We start from the raw sequence: 22,051 nt of genomic DNA, 5'->3' as shown, positions 1-22,051 counted from the left end.
TGTGAGGGGCGCCCTTTGTGGGTGCCTTCACTCATGGGTCGGAACTGCGGTGGGCTTTTCTACATGGCTCGGGAAATTCTTTTCAAGAGTTTCAGGCCCGCGCAATGACCTCGCCGTTGGGGATGAGGAAGTACCCGTCGTCGGTGGCTCCCCAACGGTGCCAGCCCGCGGCGATCCGGGCGAGGTCGGCTTCGTTGGCGAAACCGTACTCCAACGCCTGCTCAGCAAAGGCGGAGTGCAGCACCCTCTCGCTCCAGACCCGCGACTGCCAGGCGCGCTGCTGCGCCGTGGCGTAGAGCCAGTTGCTGCTGGTGGGAGCCACTTGGGTGAAGCCGGCCTGCTGTGCCCACGAAACCAGGCGTCGGCCGGCGTCGGGTTCGGCTCCATTGCGGCGGGCGATCTTCTGGTACAGCTCCATCCAGTCGTCGAGCTCCGGAACTTCCGGGTACCAGCTCATGCCGTGGAAATCAGCGTCTCGCACGGCAACGATCGCACCGGGTTTGGCCACCCGGCGCATCTCTCGCAGGGCGGCGACGGGGTCGGTGAGGTGCTGGAGGACTTGGTGGGCATGGACGAGGTCGAAGGACTCGTCCTCGAAGTCGAGATCGTAGATGTTGCCGGTCTGGAAGGTCACGTTGTCCACGCCCCGCTCAGTGGCCAGCCCGGTGGCCTGGGCGACGATATCCGGCGAACGGTCCAAACCGATCACTTGCCCGGGCGCAACCAGCCCGGCGAAATCGCAGGTGATGCTCCCGGGTCCGCACCCGACGTCGAGCACTGAAGTCCCGGCGGTGAGATGGGGAATCACAAACGCGGCCGAGTTCTCGACCGTCCGTGAGGCATGGGCCCGGACAACCGACTCGTGGTGTCCGTGGGTGTAGACATCTTCAGGCTGCTGCGCGTTCATAGGGAAACGCTACAACTTGGAAGGCGTATTTAGGTGGAGCGCGTTGAATCGGGTTGGGATGCTTCCTCGCGCGCGGCGAGGGTTGCTTCCACCATGTCCGTCATGAAGCGGGTAACAAGCTCCAGTTCCTCGGAGCTGTAGGCAGCCATGGCCTTGCCCATGCGGATGGCCAACGGCATGAACATGGCGCTTCCGTCCCGATAGGCCTTGGGTGTCATCTGCAGCTGGACTTGCCGGCGGTCCGTGCCGAGACGTTCGCGCACCACGTGCCCGGAGGCATGCAGGCGATCAACCAATGCCGTGGTGGCGGGGGAACTGAGCCGGAGCTCGGCGCGGAGAACACCCGGCGTGACCACTTTGCCGGCTGCGGTGTGGCGCATGATGACGGCGAGTGCGTTGAGGTCCGTACGGTGCATGTCGTTCCGGCCACCGGCTGCGTCAACGTAGTGGTTGGCTTCGAGGGTGAAGTCCTGGAGGAGCCGCACCAGTTCTTGGGGAGGTGCGTTTTCGGGGCGCGTGGCTGGTGTGTCCGCCATATCCGCCCTCCTGCCAGCGTTTGTCCGGTGATTCCTGCCTTCCGGATATTACTCCCAGCAGTGAAGGATTTTGGCATCCTGATGAGCCAACCCTTGGAATAGTTCCATGGTAGAGATAATCTGTGATGGAATAAAGGCCTCAAGCATCCCCACAGAAGAAGGACTCATGAACTCGCGGAAAGTACCGTTCTGGCTGCGCTGGCTGATCCCCGTGGTGCTGGTCATCACGTGGCTCGGCATCGCCGGAATTGGCGGCCCTACCTTCGGGCGGTTGGAAGAAGTCTCCTCCAACGACCAAGCCTCGTTCCTCCCCGCAGGCGCCGAAGCCACGGAGGCGGGCGACTGGCAGGCCAAGTTCCGGGACTCTGAAGAGATCCCCGCCGTGGTCATCGTTGAGAACGATGCTGCGTTCACCCCGGCCCAGCTGGGCGAAGCAGCCCAGCTGAAGGCCGACATTGAGGCACTCAAGCTGGGGAGCGCCGTCGTCGGGCCCATCCCTTCGGAAGACGGCAAAGCCGTCCAGTTCATCGTTCCGATGGCGTCCTCCGATGAACTCCGCGAGAAAGTCCAGGAACTGCGCGACGTCGTCCAGCCCGGAGCGCCCGACGGCATGCAGGCCTTTGTCACGGGACCCGCGGGCCTGACCGCCGACCTCGTCAACGCTTTCGGCGGGATCGACGGCATCCTGCTCCTGGTTGCCTTGGGCGCTGTGTTCGTGATCCTGCTGCTGGTGTACCGCTCTGTGGTGCTGCCTCTGGCGGTCCTCTTCACGTCGGTTTTTGCGCTGTGTGCCGCTATTCTGCTGGTGTTCGGCATGGCTAAGGCAGGCTGGATCCAGCTGAACGGCCAAAGCCAAGGCATTCTGTCCATCCTGGTGATTGGTGCGGCCACCGACTACGCGCTGTTGTACGTGGCGCGGTTCCGGGAGGCGCTCACCCACACCGCCAACCGCACGCAGGCCGTGATCACGGCGTGGAAGGCGTCGTTCGAGCCGATCCTCGCTTCCGGGGCCACCGTCATCATCGCGCTGCTCTGCCTGCTGTTCTCCGACCTGAATTCCAACAAGGCGTTGGGACCGGTGGCCGCTGCCGGCATCCTTTGCTCTTTGTTCGCTGCGCTCACGCTCCTGCCCGCGCTGATGGCTTTGCTTGGCCGGGCAGCCTTCTGGCCCTTCCGTCCCAAGCTGCTGCCCGACGACGAACGCGAACCTGAGATTGTCACTGGCCTTGAGGGGCAAAAGGGCCTGTGGCGCGCCACGGGTCGTCTGGTCTCCAAGCGGCCGCGCGTTGTGTGGGTGGCTTCAGTGCTTCTGCTCCTCGCGGCCTCCACCGGACTGATGCAGTTGAAGGCCAACGGCGTTCCTCAGACGGACGTCATTCTCTCCGCATCCGACGCCGTCGACGGACAGGAAGCACTGGCCCGCCACTTCGACGCCGGCAGCGGCAGCCCCGCCGTCGTGGTCGCCTCGGAAGGTTCCGCGCAGCAGGTCCTGGACAAGGTCAAAGCGGCCGACGGCGTGGGTGACGCGTACCTGCTGGCTGACGGAAACGTGCCCATCACCGGTGCTCCCGGTGCTCCTGCTGAACCCTCCGTTCGGGACGGCAGGGTCCTGATCAATGCGACGCTGAACTCGGCCGCGGACTCCATTGAAGCGGAAGAGGCGGTGAAGTCGCTGCGGGTGGCCGTCAAGGAAGTCGACGCCGACGCGTTGGTAGGTGGCGTCACGGCCACCGCCCTGGACACGAACACCACGGCGCAGCGCGACCTTGTGGTCATCATCCCGATTGTCCTGATCGTCATCCTGTTCATCCTGATGCTCCTGCTGCGATCCGTGGTGGCGCCGGTGTTGCTGGTGCTGTCCGTGGTGCTTTCCTACGGCGCCGCGATGGGTGTCTCGGCGTGGGTGTTCAACGGGGTCTTCGGATTCTCGGGTGCCGATGCCACGGTGCCGTTGTTCGGCTTCGTGTTCCTGGTGGCCCTGGGCGTGGACTACAACATCTTCCTGATGAGCCGTGTCCGCGAAGAGTCGCTGAAGCACGGGACCCGCCCGGGAATCCTGCGCGGCCTGGCCGTTACCGGTGGTGTCATCACGTCCGCCGGTGTGGTCCTGGCCGCTACCTTCGCGGCTCTTGGTGTCATCCCCATCATGTTCCTGGTGCAGCTCGCCTTTATCGTGGCGTTCGGTGTGCTGCTGGATACCGTGTTGGTCCGGTCGTTGCTGGTGCCTGCCTTGGCGTACGACATTGGCAGCAAGATCTGGTGGCCGAGCAAGCTGGGACGTTCGTCTTCGGCGGAGGCTGTTCAGCCCCGCGAAGAAGAGCAGGCATCGGTGGGGCGGTAATGGTCACTCAATGACGCCCCGCGGGTACCCCGTTCTGTCCCTGCTTCTGCTTGTCCTGCGACCGGCGTACCTTTTTGCGCTTCCGCCGTCGTTTCTCTTGACTGCTGAACGGTGGCCGGGGTGTGCCTCGAAGCGGGCCGCTCCAATAATGGCCTCCCAGGAGGACGCCAGCCAAGGCGCCGTACGTCCACACGAAAGGAAGAGCCATCTGGCTGGTATTACCTTCCAGGAATGCCAGCAAAAAGAACTCCACCGGGATGACCAAAAGGAGTGCGTTCCTGGTCACGGCCGATGGCGGAAACCGGAACAATGCCCAGCCGCAGACCAAGGCGCCTGCCAACACGGCGCCGACTGCCGCCGTCGGGCTCTGAAAGATGAAGTGGGCAAGGCCGGCTCCCATCAGGACGGCCGCGCAGGAACCATTGATCATGACGTGACGCCGGCCTCCAACGGATTCTTTGCCGGCTTCGGTGGTTCCAACGCGGTTCTTCCCTGCCTGGCTTCTTTTTCCTGACCACGGGTATCCACTTGCAATTCCCCCGACGATGACACCCAGGAACCACGATGCTGCTGCAGGAATCCCTAGATCGTCCTCAATCGAGAGCGCTGAATAGGACGCCAAAGGCAATGCGCAGAGCATCAGCATGGAAGCCCGGGATGACTGGGGCAGTACCCGGAAAAGGAGAAAGGTGTAAGCCGCCCCGGGGACGAAGAACAGGGATGCTCCCAGCAAGGTGCTGTGGGCCATCCACACAAAGGTGGCCATGATGACCGCGATCATTCCGCCGTAGAGGATTCGAGGATCCCACTGTTTTGATTTCTTCTTCACGTCAGCATTCCCCCCGGGATCAAGGGTAGATCAGGCGGTGACGGTGTTCCGTTCCCGGTAACCGTCCGCGGCGTAAACACCCAGGACGCGGACCTCGGTAGTGAAGAACTCCAGTTCTTCCAGGGCCCGGCGGAGACGGGCGTCTTCGGGGTGGCCTTCGACGTCGGAGAGGAACATGGTGGCAGCGAACTCATCGCCCACCATGTAGCTTTCCAGCCGTGTCATGTTGAGGCCATTGGTCGCAAAGCCACCAAGTGCTTTGTATAGGGCCGAGGGAACGTTGCGGACCCGGAAAACGAAACTGGTGATCGCGGGGCCCGGAAGCTCGTCCTTGGTGGGGAGCTCGCGTTCCCGCGCCAGAACAACAAAACGGGTGGTGTTGGTGGGATCGTCCTCCACGCCGGAAGCCAGGACTTCGAGACCGTACAGTCCAGCGGCGAGCGGCGGAGCCAACGACAACTTGCGGGGATCGTTCCAGTCCCGCACTTCACGGGCTGAACCCGCAGTATCGCCGGCGATGACGGGCTTGAGGCCCGCTTCCCGGATGATCCTGCGGCACTGCCCCAGGGCGTGGATGTGGCTGTGGACCTCCGTAGCTCCTTCAATGGTGCTGCCCGGAATGCCCAGAAGGTCGAAGCGGATCGGCAGGAAGTACTCGCCAACGATCTGCAGCTTGGACTGGGGGAGCAGGACGTGGATATCGGCCACACGCCCGGCAATGGAGTTCTCAATGGGAATCATGGCCAGATCGACTTCCCCGGTGGACACCAGCTCGAAGGCGTCCTCAAAGCTCGCGCACGGAACGCTCTGGAGTTCGGGGAACATTTCCTTGCACGCGAGATCCGAATTAGCTCCGGGCTCACCTTGGTACGCAATCTTCTGGGCCATGATGCTCATGGTTACACGCTGGGCGCCCGGCCTCCCAACCGCGTCCACCCTGTGACTGGACAAGTGGGTGCCACCGACCCTAGGTTCGCACCAAGGATTGGGGGCGGCCGATGACAACTGCGACAGCGTTCAGAAGTAGCGCAACAAACAATGTCAACGAACAGCGGGTTGCAAGGTTCGCGGGCACGACCATCGGCGCGACAGCACTGGCCGAACGCCCCAGAAACGCCCGGACACCCAACTGACTGGCAGTAGTGGTCGGAATGAGGGCTCATAGCGACCACTAGTGCCAGTCAGTTGGGAGGGAGTTAGCCGTTGATGACCTGCGGAACGCCGAGGGCCTTCAGACCTTCGGCGCCGAACTCGAGGCCGTAGCCGGACTGCTTCGCACCGCCGAAGGGAACGCGGGGGTCCACGGCGCCGTGCTTGTTGATCCACACGGTGCCGGCCTGGATACGGGAAGCGACTTCGCGTGCAGCGTTCAGGTCTGAGGACCAGACCGAGGCGCCCAGTCCGACGTCGAGCCCGTTTGCCTTGGCGACTGCCTCGTCAACGGTGCTGTATTTGATGATCGGCAAGGCTGGTCCGAACTGTTCCTCGGCGACCAACGGGTTGTCGTTGTCGATGTCGGCAACCAGCGTGGTGGGGTAGAAATTGCCTGGCTGCTCCGCGTCCGGGTTCCCACCCAGAAGCACTCGCGCGCCGGAATCGCGAGCGGCTTCAACCAGCCGGGCCACGATGTCGTACTGCTGCCGGTTCTGCAGCGGGCCCAGAACGTTGTTCTCATCCAGGCCGTTGCCCATGGGCATGGCCTGAGCCACAGCTACGAGCTCGGAGCACACGGCCTCGTACTGGGATTCGTGCACGTAGAGCCGCTTCAGGGCCGCGCAGGTCTGGCCTGTGTTGATGAACGCGCCCCAGAACAACCCCTCAGCAATAGCTTTGGGATCGGAGTCGGGGAGGACGATCCCGGCGTCGTTGCCGCCAAGTTCCAGCGTGAGCCGTTTGACGGTGTCGGCCGAGGATCGAATGATCGCCTTGCCCGTGGCCGTGGAGCCGGTGAACATGACCTTGCCAATGGCAGGGTGCTCAGCAAGCCGGGCGCCGACGTCGCGCCCGCCGGAGACCACGGACAGCAGGCCTTCCGGCAGTTCCTGGTTGATGATCGATGCCAGTGCCAGCACGGACAGCGGGGTGTATTCGGACGGTTTGACCACCACGGCGTTACCCATGCGCAGGGCCGGTGCGATCTGCCAGACGGTGATCATCATGGGCCAGTTCCACGGACCAATGGCACCTACGACGCCGATGGGCCGGTAATGGAGTTCGGCGCGGGTTTCGCCGTCGTCCACCACGGTTTCAGGATCAAGCGGCGTGGCAGCAGTGGCACGAAGCCAGGCTGCGCACGCGCCGACTTCGAAGCGCGCATTCGGCCCGTTCAGCGGCTTGCCCTGCTCGCGGGAGAGGAGCTGGGCGAGTTCTTCGGCTGAGCGTTCGACGGCGTCGGCGGCCTTCATGAGCGCAGCGGACCTGGCGTCGTGGCCCAAGGCAGCCCATGCCGGCTGTGCTGCGGCAGCGGCGGCGATGGCGGCTTCGAGGTCTTCCACCGTGTGAACAGGTGCTTCGCCGACAGCCTCGCCCGTTGCCGGGTCGAGGATGGTGCGGCTGTTCTGGCCGGTGGCAGGGGTGATCGAGGTCAGGAGGGCGTCGTAAGTCTCCATTGGTACTCCGCTCGGGTAGTAAGTCTTGGCGGCCAGTCAGGCGCGCGGCGATGGTTCCAGTGTGGTCGGCGTCACGCAGATGGGCCTTGTCTATCCACGAACAGCCATTGACGGGAAGCGAACGCTTTTCGTTGAGCACCCCGTGCCTGATAATCGAGCTTGTGACTCTTGCTTCCCTCGCAGCCTTCGCTGGCCTCTGCCTGGTATTGTCCGTGACGCCTGGACCGGACACGTTCCTCGTGCTGCGCATTGCGTTGAACCGTCCCAGCGCTGGAATCGCTGCCGCTGCTGGCTCTGCCGCGGGGGCGATTGCCTGGGCCGCGTTGGTAGGAGTGGGTCTAGCCGCCATCCTTGAGCAATCCGCGGAGCTGTTCCGGTGGGTCAAGATCGCGGGCGGCCTGTACTTGCTGTACTTGGGCGTCTCCTCCTTCATCAAGTCCCGGAAGGCGGCAAAGGCATCCAAGGCGGCCACAGCAGCCGGAGCCATGGAGAACGCGCCTCTCCCGTACAGCCGACTTTCGGCGCTGGGAGCCGGGGCTTTGTCCACGTTGCTCAACCCCAAGGTTGGCTTGTTTTACCTGGCCGTGGTCCCGCAGTTCATCCCGCACGGCGGCGACACCATGGGCACCTCGCTCATTCTGGGTGTGGTGGTGGCCGTCATCGCCTTCGCGTATCTCTCGATGATCGCCGTCGTCGCTTTTAAGGCGATGCGGTGGCTCAAACGCCCCAAGGTGAGCACCGTCGTCGAGCATGTCAGCAGCGGTGTGATCGCCGGGCTGGGCGTTGGAGTGGTGGCGTCGGGCGCCAGCAGCTAGTTCAGCGAGATTCTCAGGCGTTCCACGCCCTCGGCACCTTCCGGCACTTGTTCCATGAGCTGCGGTTCATTGGCGAGGCGTCCAAGCATGTTTGCCAAGTGGTCCCGCTCGGCGGGCTTATAGGTGACGCCCCGAAGGTCGGAGGCCCGGACAACAGAGGCCAGGGTTAGAAAGTCGTCGATGTGCCGATGCCGTAGGGGGTCGTGGATGATGGTCAGCGCTCCCGCTTTGCCGATGAGGCTGCCGAGGACCGTGGGACGGTTCACTCGGCCGGACGCTGACCCTGCTTGAACTTCGACGGTCTCAGAACGGTCGAGGGCGTGTTGGCTGGCGGGGGCAGCAATCGTGGTCCCGCCGGTAACTCCGCGTCGCTTCTCGGCGCGTTCACCCAGATGGCGCGGGATGAGTACGTCCACCAGGGCCTTCGCCGCGCTTCCACCGATGTTGATAGCCCTCCAGAGACTCTCCGGCGGACTCGAAGCCGAGCGCCACGAGGAGTTCAGTAAAGTCGTGAAGCATCGTAGGGTATGCCCGGATGTCCAGAGCCATATCGGCGTCCTTGGTGGGGCGCACGTGTGGAGCGCCGCGTTCAACAGCGTGCAGGAAGACCGCTTGCCCGCCCACCAAGACCCAACCCTGAGGCATCGCATTGTGTATTTCGAAGACAGCCTGCCATGCTTCCTGCTGTTCGGTGGGCATTGCGGGAAGTTCAATGGGCATGGGCGCTCCTGAGGATATCGCGTGCAGCTTGTTGTTCACGGGCACCGGGCCTTTCGGCCAGGTCTGCCGCCACCACTAACGGCGGAAGCTCGTCGGGGACTTGCGCGACGGCGCGGAGAATGACGTTGGGCCTCTTGCCGGGAAGTGGCTCAACCAGGAACCAGTCCCTGACGACGTCCTTGAGTTCGTCGCGCCGCACATAGGCTTCAACCTCTGAATTGGCCAGCAGCCCAGACCGTGCGTGAGAGACTCCGGAGAGGTGAATTCGTTTGTCTTCCCGAAGCTCGGCGATGTCATCCGGGCTGGAAGAGAACTCGAATTTATCGGCACGATTGGCCAGCCACGCTGCGAGAAGCGCGATTGGATCGGGGGAGTCCTGCAGCCGGTTGATGCGCTCTTTCAGCCGATGTTTCTCAACCGCTGAGAGTTCAAAATGAACGGGGATCGGGGGCCGTGGATTGTCCCAGAAGCAGGACACGAGTTGCCATGCGCTGCGTTCGGACAGCGGACGACCAGCAGGCTTACCAGGCCGATAGTGGGCGGCATCAGCTTCGTCTACGATCCAGCGTCCACCAACCCTTTGGCCTCTAATGCGTCCGGAGTGGACGAGCTGCCGCGCTCGACTCTGATTGACGTGTAGTCGCTTGGCCAGTTCGGGGATACTCAATGCCATTTCATAATCCTATCGATACCGCTATGAATATGAAATAGATTCACTCTTTTTAAGATTACAGATTCATAGCGATAGCGATGGCAATGTGTAATCAGGGCCGGCGCGGACCGCGCCGCCTATAGCTAGCAAGCCAGCAGCGCGAGGTAGCTATCCAGCTGCCCCGCAAGATCCTGCGAGAAATGCTCGGCGGGGGACAATGCCACCACAATCTGCGCACCCAGCATCATGTTCAGCAGGTGATCGGCGACGGCGGCGTCCCCGATGGGGGCTTTGATCTCACCTGCCGCCCGGGCTGCTGCACAATGAGCTGTGATGGTGGTGTGCCACTGGCTCATGGACTCGCTGTGGAGGGTTGCCATGCCGGCGTCGTTGAGGGCCTTTTGCCAGAACGGGATGACGATGCGGGCTTCGTTGACGCGTTCCTCGTCCAGCGGCAGGACTTCGGCGCAGAACGCGCGGAGCGCCGCTACTCCTGAGAGTCCTTCGGTCATGGTCGCTATTCGCTGATTGGTGCGGTTGAAGACGTGTCCGAACGCCGAGGTCAGCAGGAGGTCCTTGGTGGGGAAGTAGGGCTTGAGGGCACCGTTGGCGAAGCCGGCTTCTTCAGCAATTTCCCGCATGGTGGCACCTTCCATGCCCAGCCTGGCGATGATCCGCCAGGTGGCGTCCACCAGTTCGAGGCGTCGTTGATCGTGGTCAACAATCTTTGGCACTGGAGGGGCTCCCGAAAAAATAAATGGCGGACAGGTCTTGTGACCCATCTTACGTTTTGGTTATTCTCTACACCTATAGAAAATAAATCCTGACCCATCATAGGTCCCGGACAAGAGGCAGCCATGACGCCCACAGCAACTGAGACAGCAACCGACGCCGTCGCCATTGAGGAAACGCAGTACGCCCTGGCAACAGGCGCCGAAATCTCCCAGGTGCAGGGGATCCTGCAGGCCGCCGGCCACCTTGGCCCCGAAAAGCGGATTGCGTACCTGGGGTTGGTGGACCCGTCCCGCAACCAGCCGGAACAGGACCGCCGCTTCCGCGTCTTTATTCACGACATCTCCGGCGGAGCTCCCAGCGACGTCCTGGTCTCCGCAACCCGCGGCGGGATATTGACCGCGAAGGAACTGGACACCAAGGTCTCAGGCGAACTTCCCGTACTGGAAGAGGAATTCGAAGTAGTGGAGACGCTCCTCGCCACCGACGATCGGTGGCTCGCCGCGCTCGCAGCCAGGGATCTGGACGTCGCTAAAGTCCGTGTCGCCCCGTTGTCCGCGGGCGTCTTTGAGTACGACGACGAGAAAGGTCGCCGGATCCTGCGTGGCCTCGCATTCGTGCAGGACTTCCCGGAAGACAGCGCCTGGGCGCATCCCGTGGACGGTCTCGTGGCGTACGTGGACGTGGTCAACAAGGAAGTCACCCAAGTCATCGATCTCGGCGTCATGCCCATCCCGGCGGAGCACGGAAACTACACGGACCCCGAACTGACCGGCCCGCTCCGCGAAACCCAGAAGCCCATCAGCATCACCCAACCCGAGGGCCCGAGCTTCACTGTCACCGGCGGGAACCACGTGGAGTGGGAAAAGTGGAGCGTGGACGTCGGCTTCGATGTCCGCGAGGGAGTTGTCCTCCACAACCTGGCCTTTCAGGATGGCGACAAGAAGCGTCCCATCATCAACCGTGCCTCCATCGCAGAAATGGTGGTGCCCTACGGCGACCCTTCACCCATCAGGTCCTGGCAGAACTACTTCGACACCGGCGAATACCTGGTAGGCCAGTACGCTAACTCCTTGGAACTGGGCTGTGACTGCCTGGGGGACATCACCTACCTGAGCCCCGTCATCAGCGATGCCTTCGGCAACCCCCGCGAGATCCGCAACGGCATCTGCATGCACGAAGAAGACTGGGGCATCCTCTCCAAGCACTCGGACCTCTGGACCGGCATCAACTACACCCGCCGCAACCGCCGCCTGGTGATCTCCTTCTTCACCACCATCGGCAACTACGATTACGGCTTCTACTGGTACCTCTACCTGGACGGCACCATCGAGTTCGAAGCCAAGGCCACCGGCGTCGTGTTCACCAGCGCCTTCCCGGAAGGCGGCTCGGACAACATTTCCCAGCTCGCCCCGGGCCTCGGTGCCCCCTTCCACCAGCACCTCTTCAGCGCCCGTCTGGACATGGCCATTGACGGCTTCACCAACCGCGTGGAGGAAGAAGACGTGGTCCGCCAGGCCATGGGCGAAGGCAATGAACGTGGCAACGCGTTTTCCCGCAAGCGCACACTCCTGACCAAGGAATCCGAAGCGGTCCGTGAGGCCGACGCCCGCGCCGGGCGGACATGGATCATCTCCAACCCTGAATCGAAGAACCGTCTGGGTGAGCCGGTCGGCTACAAACTCCACGCGGAGAACCAGCCCACATTGCTGGCCGATCCCGGCTCGTCCATTGCGAAGCGCGCGGCCTTCGCCACCAAGGACTTGTGGGTCACCCGCTACTCGGATGAGGAACGCTACCCCACGGGTGATTTCGTGAACCAGCACTCCGGCGGCGCCGGCTTACCGGCTTACGTTGCCCAGGACCGCGGGATCGACGGCCAGGACATCGTGGTGTGGCACACCTTCGGCCTCACGCACTTCCCGCGGGTGGAGGATTGGCCGATCATGCCGGTGGACACAGTGGGCTTCAAGCTCCGCCCGGAAGGCTTCTTCGACCGCAGCCCGGTCCTGGATGTGCCGGCCAGCGCCTCGGGCTCGAGTTGCCACAGCCCGGCAACTTCCACCAGCGAAGAGCACGGCGAGCACGGCGAACATGGCGAGCCCGCCGGGCACTGCCACTAAAGCCCGCCGGGATACTCACTATGACAACAACGGCAGGACGGGTCCGGGGCAACGGACCTGTCCTGCACCCCCGGATCTGCGCGGCCCTCACTGCGGTCTCCTGCCTGGTGCATCTGTGGCTCGCAGCGTCGGGACACCACCAGGCCTGGCTGGGGATCCTCATGATCGGCTTGGCCGCCGTGTGCGTCCCGTGCACGGTCCACATTTGGCGCCACAGCAAGGTGGGCGCGCTCCATCAAGTGACCATCTCGGCTCTGGCGATGGTGGGGCTCCATGCTGTCCTGCTGTTGGGAGCGGCCGGTTCCGGACACGCGCACGGTGGGGGACCGGCGTCGAACGCTGTTGATAGCTCCGGCGCTGCCGGGTTGCTGATGGTGATCGGTCTGGAAATCACGACGGCGTTACTCGCCGCCACGCTGGTGGCCCGACTTCGGGGCCAAGCCACGCGTGACCGCGGGAAACCTGCCAGTTCGTAGGGAAGTTTCCCACGAACACGCAGCTTTCCGGCTACTTGGAGTCGGCTCAGAGCGAGACCCGCGTCAGCTTGTCCGGGTTGGACACCTGGCGCAACTCGCGGATGCTGCCATCCGGGGCGGTATCGATCACCAGGACGTCGGAGCGGCCATGATGCCTGAGCACCAGGGCCGCTTCGCTGTTGACCTCGATGACCCAGGCACGGACCGGCTCCGCGGGATCGAAAAGCACCGCCTTGCTGAGGATGCCGGCGAAAAACCGTGCAATCCTGGCCGCCCCGAACAGCGGGTTCATGGCGCTCTTGACCTTGCCGCCGCCGTCGGCCCAGAGAACGGCGTCCCGATCCAGCATGGCGACAACTGTGTCAATCTCACCCTGCTCAATGGCCCGTACCAGCTTCTCCAAGGCCGCGCGATCCTTGGCCCGGGGCGCGGGGGCCTCAGGATCGATCTCCAGGCGGCGTTCGGCCCGTGAAATCATCTGGCGGACGGCGGCAGGGGATTTTTCCAGGATGTCCGCGATTTCCGGGGCGGACATTGCGAAGGCCCGGTGCAACACGAGCGCCGCCCTGGCCTCAGGCGCCAATTGCTCGGCCAGGTGCAGCAAGGTCAAGGACAGCAGCTCGCGGTTGGCTACGGTTTCTTCCGGAAGTGTGGACGCATCCACTGGTTCGGGCAGCCAAGGCCCGGTGTACTCCTCGCGCACTGCGGCGAGTTGCCGAACCCGGTCAACAGAGCGCCGCACACACACTGTTGTCAGCCACGCCGGCCAGGAGTCCACGCCGACGGCATCGGGTTTGCGTTCCCGCTGCACGGCGTCGATCGCCACCTCGGAGACCACGTCCTCCGCATGCCCGAAGTCGCCCAGCATTCTGTAGGCGATCCCCAGGAGGCGATTCCGTTCGCTCTGCCACGCCGACGTGGCTGACACCGCAAGAGTCATGCTGCCAACGCTACCTTTCAGACGACCGGGTTCTTCTCATCTACCGGCGGCTCCATCTGCGTGCTGACGGCGATCCTGTTCCACACATTGATGGTGGAGATGGCGAGGATCAGGCCACCCATCTGGCTGTCGTCGAAATGGGTGGCAGCAGCGTTCCAAATCTCGTCCGTGACAGTCTCCGGGCCCAGTTGGGTGACGGCATCCGTCAGGGCAAGTACAGCCTGTTCGCGTGCATCGAAGAACACTTTCGAGTGCTGCCATGCCGCAACCGCGTGGAGCTTGCGGGAGGGGATCCCGCGCTTCCGGCCGTCCGTGGCATGCATGTCCACGCAGAAGCCGCAGCCGTTGAGAATGGAGGCGCGAAGTTTGATCAGTTCATACAGGTCTGGATCGACCGACTTGCGGGCATAGCCTTCCAGCCCGATGACGGCGGCGTAGCCGAGTTTATTGCTGCGGCCGAGATTGATGCGGGTCATGCTGACGTCCCTTCAGAGATGGTGCCTTACATCAGTGATGTCGGATACCGGACCGAAAGTGTGACAGCGGCGGCTCATTGTTAGAGTCAGTCGATGCGCGCAGTAGTTTTTGATGAGGTCCGGACCCAGCCCGACGTGAGGGAAGTAGCCAAGCCCGAGGCTCCCGTTGGAGGCGTGGTGGTGAAAGTGTTGGCGACAGGCATGTGCCGCAGCGACTGGCACGCCTGGGCCGGCCACGATGACATCGCCATGCCCCACGTGCCGGGTCACGAGCTCGCCGGTGTTATCGACGCAGTAGGGGAAGGCGTCCAGCACTGGAAGGTGGGCGACCGCGTCACCGTGCCCTTCGTCTGCGGCTGCGGCACCTGCGAATGGTGCCTCGCCGGCGACGCCCAGGTCTGCCCGGACCAGCAGCAGCCTGGTTTCACCCATTGGGGTTCCTTCGCCGAGTTTGTGGCCCTGCACGCTGCCGACAGCAACCTGGTTGCCATTCCTGACGGCGTTGAATACACGACGGCGGCAAGCCTCGGCTGCCGCTTCGCGACCGCTTACCGTGCGTTGGCAGCCCGTGCGCAAGTGAAAGCCGGAGAGTGGGTCACTGTAGTCGGCGCAGGCGGTGTGGGACTGAGCGCCGTGATGATCGCCAAAGCCATGGGCGCACGGGTGATTGCCGTGGACCGGAACACCGAGGCTCTGGCCGTGGCCGCACGGCTGGGTGCCGAACATACTGTCCTCGCTGATGGTGCAGATATTCCTGCTGCAATCAATGCCCTTTCCGGCGGGGGCAGCCACGTGGCGGTGGACGCCGTCGGAAGTGAACAGACCTGTGCCGATGCGATCCTTAGCCTTCGCAGGCGCGGCCGCCACGTCCAGATTGGTTTGTTGCCGTCCATCGACGGCAACCCGCAAGTGCCCATGGCGCGAGTGATCGGCTGGGAACTGGACCTTTTGGGCAGTCACGGCATGGCCGCTGTGGACTATCCGGGCATGCTGGCGCTCATTGAACAGGGTGTGCTCCAGCCACAGATGCTCATCGAACGCACCATTGGCTTGGAAGAAGCTGCTGCACTCCTGCCTGGCTTCGACAAGGCCAACCCCGCCGGCATGACCATGGTGGACCCTGCCCTGTAAGAGCTTCCCGAGCGACTTACTTGGGTTCGTCCGCAGGGCGGTTCCGGTACGCGGCGAGGAAATGGTCGATCCGGCGCACTGCTTCTTCGATGTCCTCCGTAGCGGGCAGGATCACGAACCGGAAATGGTCCGGCGTTGGCCAGTTGAAAGCGGTACCGTGCGAGACCAGGATCTTTTGCTCCTGCAGTAATTGGAGGACGAACTTTTCGTCAGAGGCAATGGGATAGATCTCCGGATCCAGCTTCGGAAAAAGGTACATGGCACCGGCTGCCGGAACGCAGCTGACGCCAGGGATCGCGGTGAGGAGTTTCCATGCCAGATCCCGCTGATCGCGGAGACGGCCGCCGGGGCGAATGAGCGCTTCGATGCTTTGGTATCCACCCAGGCATGTTTGGATGGCGTGCTGGGCAGGGACATTGGCGCACAATCGCAGCGAGGCCAGCAGCTCCAAGGATTCCCGATAGGCCGCGGTCGCCGTCAAGGGGCCGGTGACGGCAACCCAGCCTGCCCGGTATCCGGGCATGCGGTACGCCTTGGACAACCCGCTGAACGTCAGGACGCAGACGTCGTCAGCAACAGCCGCCGTATGAATATGGGGTGCGTCCACGTACCGGATCTTCTCGTAGATCTCATCTGAAAACAGGACGAGGTCATGCTTCCTGGCAAGCGCGGCGAATTGCTCCAGAATGTGGCGCGGATAGACGGCGCCGGTGGGGTTGTTCGGGTTGATGATGACGATGCCCTTGGTGCGCGGGGTGATCTTGGCCTCGACGTCGGACATGTCCGGCCACCAGTTCTCCTCCTCATCGCACAGGTAATGCACGGGGTTGCCGCCGGTGAGCGTCACGGCCGCGGTCCACAAAGGGTAGTCCGGGGCAGGGATAAGGATCTCGTCGCCGTTCTCCATGAACGCCTGCAGGGTCATGGAGATGAGTTCGCTGACGCCATTGCCAATGAAGACATCCTCGACGCCGATGCTCATCAGTCCGCGCGTCTGGTAGTACTGCGAGATGGCGGTGCGGGCTGAGAAGATGCCCTTGGAATCGCTGTATCCCTGGGCGCCGCGGAGATGGTGGATCATGTCCACCACAACAGACTCCGGTGCCTCCAGCCCAAACGGTGCTGTGTCCCCAAGGTTCATCTTGAGGATGCGATGCCCCTCGGCCTCCATGGCCTTGGCCGCTTGGAGGATGGGTCCACGGAGTTCGTAGCGGACATTCTGGAGTTTGCTGGAGTGCTGCATCGGACGCATGGTTGATCATTTCATGGGAGCGGGCCGCCCGGGCAAATGGTTCCGGAATCAGTGCCCCAATGATGCCGGGATCAGAGCCAACGAATAGTCACCGGAAGTCTCTTGGTGCTGGCCGAAACTTCCCGCTCGGTGCCGTCCACTGCAACAGCGAAGTGCTGGAGTTCGTCAGCCGACGCCAGGACTTCAAAGTGTCCGGTGGCATCGCTCACGGCAGCCGTAGCGGACGAGTGGGCGTGGATATATGCGTCAGGGACGCCTTTGTTGTGGACATCCACCAGCCGTCCCCGGATCCGGCGGGCGGCACGTGTCGTGCCTGCGACCGCGCCGTCGGGAGGATCGGAAGGTTCTTCGAAAGGCAGGGATACCGGGACGCGGACCAGGAAGCCCATTCCTTGCTGGATGGCGCCGGAGTACTCCTCGGGCCGGAACTCGCCATTGGAAACTACGGAGTACTGGCTGTGGAGTTCCACGGCCAACAGTAATTGCTCCATGGTGTCCAGCTGTCCGGGACCGTGGCATTCCACGGCGACCCTCAGCTCGAGGTCCAGGACGGGTCCGTCTGCCCGTGACCTTCCTGTGCGGTTCAGGGTGACGGCGCGGACGGTAACCGGAGCGTCGGGTGGGGGCACCACGGCGGTGGGGGACCCGTCGTCGAACCTGACATGCTGAGGGGCGACGGCGTCGGAAAGTACGCCCAGAAGGTCGGACAGCGACGAACTCACATGGCCCACGGCAGTAACCCCAGCCGGAAAGAGATCCACTACTTCAACTGGAACTAGGCTACTCCCGCAGACGCCCGTAGCGCACCGCGGGAGCAGAGTTTTTGTACAGATAACGCCCCTAAAGCACTGTCAGAGGGGCGTTATCTGTACGAAAAAATCAGGCGAGACCGGGGACTCCGTCGGTGATCGTGTACGACTTCCTGGTGCTGACCGGCGCGCCCGGTGTGGTGACGTAGTCCAGCACACGGAAGTCCGCGGTCATGGCGGCCTTGGTGATGCGGGTGTTCACGTAGCCGCGGTTGTCGTTGTAGAACTTCAGGTGCGGGTTCCACGCCATGGTGGGGTCGGTGGTGGATCCCGTGCCATTCCCCGTGGAGGTGATGGATGAGCACACCAGTTCCGAGCCCACCACCGCTGCTGCCGGGTCCTTGTAGTCCACTTTGAGGTCGGTGGCCCAGTGGCGGTGAACGTCGCCGGTGAGTACGACGGCGTTGCGCACCTTGGCGTCCACCCAGCCTTGGGTGATGCGGCGGCGGGAAGCGGCGTAACCGTCCCAACCATCCATGGAGACGTCGTCGACATCCGGCGCCTTGTCACGGTCCCGCTCCGCGAAGAAGACCTGCTGACCCAGAATGTCCCACCGCTGCGTGGAGTTCTTGAAGCCATCCAGCAGCCATTTCTCCTGCTCGGCGCCGGTGATGGTGCGGTTCTCGGCCAGGCGTTCGGCCACGTTCTTCCGCCATCCGTCGCCCGCGAGCTGATCGTCGCGGTATTGGCGGGTGTCCATCATGTGGAAGTTGGCCAGCTGGCCCCATTGGATGGTGCGGTAGATCTTCATGTCGAACCCGGCGGGGACTGAGGACCGGCGCAGCGGCATGTTCTCGTAGTAGGCCTGGAATGCTGCCGAGCGGCGCTGCCGGAAATGCTCGGTGGTGTCGTTGAGCTGGCCCGCGTCGTTGTTCTCGGGGATCTCGTCTGCCCAGTTGTTGTCCACTTCGTGGTCATCCCACACCACCAGCCACGGTGCGATGGCGTGCGCTGCCTGCAGATCGGCGTCGGACTTGTACTGGGCATGCCGCTGGCGGTAGCCAGCCAGGGTGCTGGTCTCGGGACCCTCATGATCGCGCGGATTGCCGCCGCCAATGACGTAGCTGCCCTTCTTGTACTCGTAGAGGTAGTCGCCCAGGTGCAGCACCAGGTCAGGGTGGTCCTCGGCCAGGCGCTTGTACGCAGTGAAGTAACCGTGCTCGTACTGGGCGCAGCTGGCAAAGGCCATGGCCAGTGCCGCGGGGGTCTCACCGGGCGCCGGGCTTGTCAGAGTGCGCCCCACTTCGCTCACGTGCCGCCCCGCACGGAAACGGTAGAAGTACTCCCGTCCCGGCCGGAGGCCCTTGAGTTCTGCGTGCACCGAGTGGGCGGTTTCGATCCTGGCATGTTCGACGCCGCGGGCTACTACCCGGCGCATCGCCGGGTCTTCCGCCACTTCCCAGGCGACGGCGACCGGGCGGGACGGCATGCTGCCCAGGCCGTCCTCGGCCACGGGGTTCACCGCCAGGCGGGTCCAGATGACAAAGCCGCCGGGCCACGGTTCGCCCGACGCGATGCCAAGCGTGAACGGATCGGTGCGGAGACCGGCGTCGTCCGCTGTTGAAACCGCGACGGCGGCTTGCGGCATGGCGGCTGACACGCCGGCGACGAGTCCGGCACCCAGGCCGGCTGAAATGAGGGACCTGCGGGAGATTTTTTCCATAAGACCGACCGTAGGAAACCGGGGTTGACTGGACCCAAGGGCAGCGTGAATGCGTGGTTAATTGTGTGACAAGAAGTGTCACCCCGCGTTGGGGCAGTGTCTGCCCGCATGGAGGCTCGTCTATGCTCAGTTCATGATCAAGGGGGAGCGTCCTCAGCGGCCAGGCGTGGTGACATTCTCGGTGGTGCTGATGTACATCGGTGGCATAGCCCAGATCCTTCTCGGGATCCTGACGATTTTCCTGCGCTACACCCCGGAAGCCCAGTCCGGAGGCATCGCCCTGCCCATCACCTTGCTGGGTGCCGGCATGATTCTGTTCGGACTGTTGGTGATCGGGCTTGCCTCCGGAGTGGCGCGGGGAAGCAGCGCGGCGCGCCGTGGCGCAACGGCGGTCATGCTGCTGGGGCTGGTCTTTGCCGTGCTGGACCTCATCATTGCCGGGGATGGAGACTGGTCGGCCGTCATTTCCCAGTCCATTGCCGCGGTGGCCGTGCTGGTGCCGCTGTGGGTAGGACGCGGAGGCCGCTACTTCGAGACCCGCTGATGTGAGACCCTGTGATGCAGCGCATCCTGGGCATCCCGATAGGCAACACGACGGTGAACAAAACGGACAATCTCAATCAGCGCGATGCAGGCTACCGACGTCCCCAGAACCAGTAGTGCCGTGGGCAGTGTCGGGTCAGTGAATTGCAGGAAGTCGCGGGCAATCGGCACGGAATAGACCAGGATGAGCCCGATCATCATCGCCCCGATGACCAGCCCTTTGAAGCGTGTCACCGGACGCGAGAGCACCACCAGGATCCAGATGCCGATGATCGTCAGGACGAGGGTTGACCCGGTCCTGATTTCCGCTTCCGGGATCTGCAGGTTGGCGGCGAGTCGGGCATACGAGGCAAGCCCCAAGGTTACGGAGACGCCGGCCGGAACGGCGAACGTGAGGGACCGTCGAAGGAAGCCGGGAATGTAGCGCTGGGCGTTGGGCAGCAGGGCCAGGAAGAACGCCGGAATGCCGATGGTCAAACCATCAGTGACTGAGAGCTGCCGGGGAAGGAACGGGAAAGGCAGCAGGAGAATGCCGAACGCGATGGCCAGGAAGGTGGCGTAAGCGGTCTTGGTGAGGAACAGCATGGAGACGCGCTCGATGTTGGCAATCACTTGGCGTCCTTCAGCCACCACACTGGGCAGGTGCGAAAATTTTCCGTCAAGGAGCACCAGCCGGGCCACTGCTTTGGTGGCTGCAGCACCGGAGTTCATGGCCACGCCGATGTCCGCTTCCTTGATGGCCAGGGCATCGTTGACGCCGTCGCCGGTCATGGCCACCGTGCGGCCTGCGGATTTGAGCACCACTACGATCCGCTTCTTTTGGTCCGGGGTGACACGGCCGAAGACCACGTGGTTGTTGATGATCTCCAGGAGTTCCTGGTCGTCGTCCGGCAGTTGGCGGGCGTCAAAGCCGTGGGGTGCATCGAGCCCGACCTCCCGGGCGATGGCGGCTACCGTCTGCGGGTTGTCACCCGAAATGATGCGGACATCCACGTCCTGTGCCGCGAAGTAGGTGAGTGTCTCCGCAGCATCGGGGCGGATGTTCTCCTTGAACGTCAGGAGCGCAACCGGGACGGCGTCTGCCGGTACGGTTTCGTCATCGGTGGGCGTGCCGTGGGCCAGGACCAGTGTGCGACGGCCGGTGGTGGCCAACTCCGAGGCTTGCTTGGCGAGGTGCTGCCGCACAGGATCGGGGGAATTGTCCCCCGGGAACACCATTTCGGGGCCGCCCAGGATCCACATCCCGTCGTCGAAAATCACCGCGCTCCATTTGCGCGCTGACGAGAAGGGCACGCGGTCTGTCGGCGGTTCGGCGGGTGGTTCAGTGAAATGCCCGGCGAGGCTGCGGGCCGTGGCGTTTGCGTCGTTCTGCACCCCGTACCAGGAGAGCACGGCCTCCCAACCAGGGCGGTCGGTCAGGGGACGCGCGGCGTCGAAAACGATGTCGCCCTGGGTGAGGGTGCCTGTTTTGTCGAGGCAGATGATGTCCACTCGAGCCAGGCCCTCCACCGCTGGAAGCTCCTGCACCAGCACTTGCTGCCGGGCCAGTTTCACTGCCCCCACGGCAAAGGTAATGCTGGTCATGAGCACCAGCCCCAAGGGGACCATGGCGACGACGGAGGCGATGGTCGCCGTCGCCGCGTCCCGCCAAGCGCCGTTCGCCGAGGCCTCGGCCCATCCGCCCTGCGCGATCATCTGGGCGTTCAGAACCAACAACGCCACGGGGCCCACAAACCAGGTGACCCATTTCAGGACGCGGTCGATTGAGGAGCGAAGTTCCGAGGCCACCAGGGAGAATCGCTTGGCCTCGGCCGCGAGGGAGTTCGCAAAGGAATCTGCGCCCACCCGGTCAACCACGGCTGTGCCTTCCCCGGCCACCACCACGGACCCGGACAGGACGCGATCGCCGTCGGCCTTTTCCACGGCGTCTGACTCCCCGGTCAGCATGGACTCGTCCACTTGGAGGCCCCGTGATCCGGCTACCAGACCGTCGGCGGGCACTTGGTCACCGGCCCGGAGGACCAGGGTGTCATCCAGCACTACGTCGTCCAGGTCGATTTCGGCCTCGGAGCCGTCGCGCATCACCCTGGCGTGCGGGGCGTTCAGGAGGGCGAGGCGGTCCAAGGCACGCTTGGCCCGGTACTCCTGGACGCTGCCGATCACCGCGTTGGCCACGGCACTGAACCCGAACAAGGCATCCTGCCAGCGGCCGATCGCGAACAGGACAATGAAGCAGGCCAGGATGATGCCGTTGAACAGGGTGAGCACGTTGGCGCGGACAATGCTCCACACGCTGCGGCTGGTGTCCTGGACGAACGTGTTGGTTTGTCCTGCAGCGACTCTTTCGGCAACCCCGGCAGTGCTCAATCCCTGCACCGAGGACCCCAATAAACGGACGCCTACCCCTGTCAGGTCTTTATCGTGTGGCACTCATGCCCCTGTTGTTGAGCTGGTGATGGGATTGAGTATGCCAGCCGCGGGCCGTTATGTCGCCGTC

At 63.5% G+C, this 22,051-nt stretch carries 21 protein-coding genes; 6 read left to right on the top strand and 15 right to left on the bottom strand.

The window, feature by feature from the left end; all coding sequences use genetic code 11:
* Window positions 1-91: 91 nt before the first annotated feature.
* Both ACIQLI_RS14955 and ACIQLI_RS14950 read right to left on the bottom strand, forming a co-directional pair.
* Window positions 92-907: a class I SAM-dependent methyltransferase gene (locus ACIQLI_RS14955; protein ID WP_354227478.1), complete on the bottom strand. Its 816-nt coding sequence runs from the start codon at window positions 905-907 to the stop codon at window positions 92-94.
* Between the two features lie 29 nt (window positions 908-936).
* Entirely contained in the window at window positions 937-1,443 is a 507-nt protein-coding gene (locus ACIQLI_RS14950) for a MarR family winged helix-turn-helix transcriptional regulator (protein WP_400389888.1), read from the bottom strand.
* Between the two features lie 166 nt (window positions 1,444-1,609).
* Here ACIQLI_RS14950 and ACIQLI_RS14945 point away from each other — a divergent pair, with 166 nt between their 5' ends.
* Complete coding sequence (locus ACIQLI_RS14945) at window positions 1,610-3,784, top strand: MMPL family transporter (RefSeq protein WP_400389885.1); 2,175 nt, start codon at window positions 1,610-1,612, stop codon at window positions 3,782-3,784.
* Window positions 3,785-3,791: 7 nt separating this feature from the next.
* On the opposite strand, the gene ACIQLI_RS14940 is transcribed toward ACIQLI_RS14945, so the two are convergent.
* From ACIQLI_RS14940 to ACIQLI_RS14930, 3 genes are all read right to left on the bottom strand, one after another.
* Complete coding sequence (locus tag ACIQLI_RS14940; RefSeq protein ID WP_400389882.1) at window positions 3,792-4,613, bottom strand: hypothetical protein; 822 nt, start codon at window positions 4,611-4,613, stop codon at window positions 3,792-3,794.
* A 30-nt stretch (window positions 4,614-4,643) separates the two neighbouring features.
* Window positions 4,644-5,501, bottom strand: a complete 858-nt coding sequence (locus ACIQLI_RS14935; RefSeq protein ID WP_354227987.1) for a prephenate dehydratase — start codon at window positions 5,499-5,501, stop codon at window positions 4,644-4,646.
* A 308-nt stretch (window positions 5,502-5,809) separates the two neighbouring features.
* Window positions 5,810-7,222 carry an aldehyde dehydrogenase family protein gene (locus tag ACIQLI_RS14930; RefSeq protein ID WP_354227488.1) on the bottom strand — a complete coding sequence of 471 codons (1,413 nt, stop codon included), beginning with the start codon at window positions 7,220-7,222 and terminating at the stop codon, window positions 5,810-5,812.
* A 161-nt stretch (window positions 7,223-7,383) separates the two neighbouring features.
* Here ACIQLI_RS14930 and ACIQLI_RS14925 point away from each other — a divergent pair, with 161 nt between their 5' ends.
* Window positions 7,384-8,037 (top strand): LysE family translocator, encoded by a 654-nt coding sequence (locus ACIQLI_RS14925; protein ID WP_400389879.1) that lies wholly within the window; start codon window positions 7,384-7,386, stop codon window positions 8,035-8,037.
* On the opposite strand, the gene ACIQLI_RS14920 is transcribed toward ACIQLI_RS14925, so the two are convergent.
* From ACIQLI_RS14920 to ACIQLI_RS14905, 4 genes are all read right to left on the bottom strand, one after another.
* Window positions 8,034-8,453, bottom strand: coding sequence for a hypothetical protein (locus tag ACIQLI_RS14920; protein WP_400389877.1), 420 nt, complete (start codon window positions 8,451-8,453; stop codon window positions 8,034-8,036). The genes ACIQLI_RS14925 and ACIQLI_RS14920 overlap by 4 nt on opposite strands.
* Window positions 8,422-8,757 (bottom strand): hypothetical protein, encoded by a 336-nt coding sequence (locus ACIQLI_RS14915; protein WP_400389874.1) that lies wholly within the window; start codon window positions 8,755-8,757, stop codon window positions 8,422-8,424. The genes ACIQLI_RS14920 and ACIQLI_RS14915 overlap by 32 nt, the downstream gene beginning before the upstream one ends.
* Complete coding sequence (locus tag ACIQLI_RS14910) at window positions 8,747-9,430, bottom strand: helix-turn-helix domain-containing protein (RefSeq protein WP_400389871.1); 684 nt, start codon at window positions 9,428-9,430, stop codon at window positions 8,747-8,749. Before ACIQLI_RS14910 ends, ACIQLI_RS14915 begins: the two co-directional genes overlap by 11 nt.
* A 122-nt stretch (window positions 9,431-9,552) precedes the next feature.
* Window positions 9,553-10,143: a TetR/AcrR family transcriptional regulator gene (locus ACIQLI_RS14905; protein ID WP_354227496.1), complete on the bottom strand. Its 591-nt coding sequence runs from the start codon at window positions 10,141-10,143 to the stop codon at window positions 9,553-9,555.
* 123 nt (window positions 10,144-10,266) lie between these two features.
* Here ACIQLI_RS14905 and ACIQLI_RS14900 point away from each other — a divergent pair, with 123 nt between their 5' ends.
* Window positions 10,267-12,264 (top strand): primary-amine oxidase, encoded by a 1,998-nt coding sequence (locus tag ACIQLI_RS14900; protein ID WP_400389867.1) that lies wholly within the window; start codon window positions 10,267-10,269, stop codon window positions 12,262-12,264.
* 20 nt (window positions 12,265-12,284) lie between these two features.
* Complete coding sequence (locus ACIQLI_RS14895; protein ID WP_400389864.1) at window positions 12,285-12,740, top strand: hypothetical protein; 456 nt, start codon at window positions 12,285-12,287, stop codon at window positions 12,738-12,740.
* A gap of 46 nt (window positions 12,741-12,786) precedes the next feature.
* Here ACIQLI_RS14895 and ACIQLI_RS14890 read toward each other — a convergent pair whose 3' ends face one another.
* Together ACIQLI_RS14890 and ACIQLI_RS14885 are read right to left on the bottom strand one after the other, a co-directional pair.
* Entirely contained in the window at window positions 12,787-13,680 is an 894-nt protein-coding gene (locus ACIQLI_RS14890; RefSeq protein ID WP_354227502.1) for a sigma-70 family RNA polymerase sigma factor, read from the bottom strand.
* Between the two features lie 17 nt (window positions 13,681-13,697).
* The gene (locus ACIQLI_RS14885; protein ID WP_400389861.1) at window positions 13,698-14,156 is read right to left on the bottom strand and encodes a carboxymuconolactone decarboxylase family protein; all 459 of its coding nucleotides are present in this window, start codon (window positions 14,154-14,156) and stop codon (window positions 13,698-13,700) included.
* Window positions 14,157-14,249: 93 nt separating this feature from the next.
* Here ACIQLI_RS14885 and ACIQLI_RS14880 point away from each other — a divergent pair, with 93 nt between their 5' ends.
* Window positions 14,250-15,287, top strand: coding sequence for a zinc-dependent alcohol dehydrogenase family protein (locus ACIQLI_RS14880; protein ID WP_400389859.1), 1,038 nt, complete (start codon window positions 14,250-14,252; stop codon window positions 15,285-15,287).
* Between the two features lie 16 nt (window positions 15,288-15,303).
* Here ACIQLI_RS14880 and ACIQLI_RS14875 read toward each other — a convergent pair whose 3' ends face one another.
* The 3 genes from ACIQLI_RS14875 to ACIQLI_RS14865 form a co-directional block, all read right to left on the bottom strand.
* The gene (locus ACIQLI_RS14875) at window positions 15,304-16,539 is read right to left on the bottom strand and encodes a pyridoxal phosphate-dependent aminotransferase (RefSeq protein ID WP_400389857.1); all 1,236 of its coding nucleotides are present in this window, start codon (window positions 16,537-16,539) and stop codon (window positions 15,304-15,306) included.
* Window positions 16,540-16,610: 71 nt separating this feature from the next.
* The gene (locus tag ACIQLI_RS14870) at window positions 16,611-17,300 is read right to left on the bottom strand and encodes a hypothetical protein (RefSeq protein WP_400389854.1); all 690 of its coding nucleotides are present in this window, start codon (window positions 17,298-17,300) and stop codon (window positions 16,611-16,613) included.
* A gap of 118 nt (window positions 17,301-17,418) precedes the next feature.
* Window positions 17,419-19,011 carry an alkaline phosphatase D family protein gene (locus ACIQLI_RS14865; RefSeq protein ID WP_400389851.1) on the bottom strand — a complete coding sequence of 531 codons (1,593 nt, stop codon included), beginning with the start codon at window positions 19,009-19,011 and terminating at the stop codon, window positions 17,419-17,421.
* 133 nt (window positions 19,012-19,144) lie between these two features.
* Between ACIQLI_RS14865 and ACIQLI_RS14860 the strand changes: the two genes are divergently transcribed.
* Window positions 19,145-19,555 carry a hypothetical protein gene (locus tag ACIQLI_RS14860; protein WP_400389848.1) on the top strand — a complete coding sequence of 137 codons (411 nt, stop codon included), beginning with the start codon at window positions 19,145-19,147 and terminating at the stop codon, window positions 19,553-19,555.
* Here ACIQLI_RS14860 and ACIQLI_RS14855 read toward each other — a convergent pair.
* The gene (locus ACIQLI_RS14855) at window positions 19,537-21,984 is read right to left on the bottom strand and encodes an HAD-IC family P-type ATPase (RefSeq protein ID WP_400389846.1); all 2,448 of its coding nucleotides are present in this window, start codon (window positions 21,982-21,984) and stop codon (window positions 19,537-19,539) included. The two genes, ACIQLI_RS14860 and ACIQLI_RS14855, sit on opposite strands and share 19 nt — an antisense overlap.
* Window positions 21,985-22,051 lie beyond the last annotated feature (67 nt).

This window comes from Paenarthrobacter sp. NPDC091669 (assembly GCF_044756725.1).
GTDB lineage: Bacteria > Actinomycetota > Actinomycetes > Actinomycetales > Micrococcaceae > Arthrobacter > Arthrobacter bambusae_C.
Note: the sequence above shows the minus strand (reverse complement) of the source record. Positions and strands in the feature narration are given on the sequence as shown.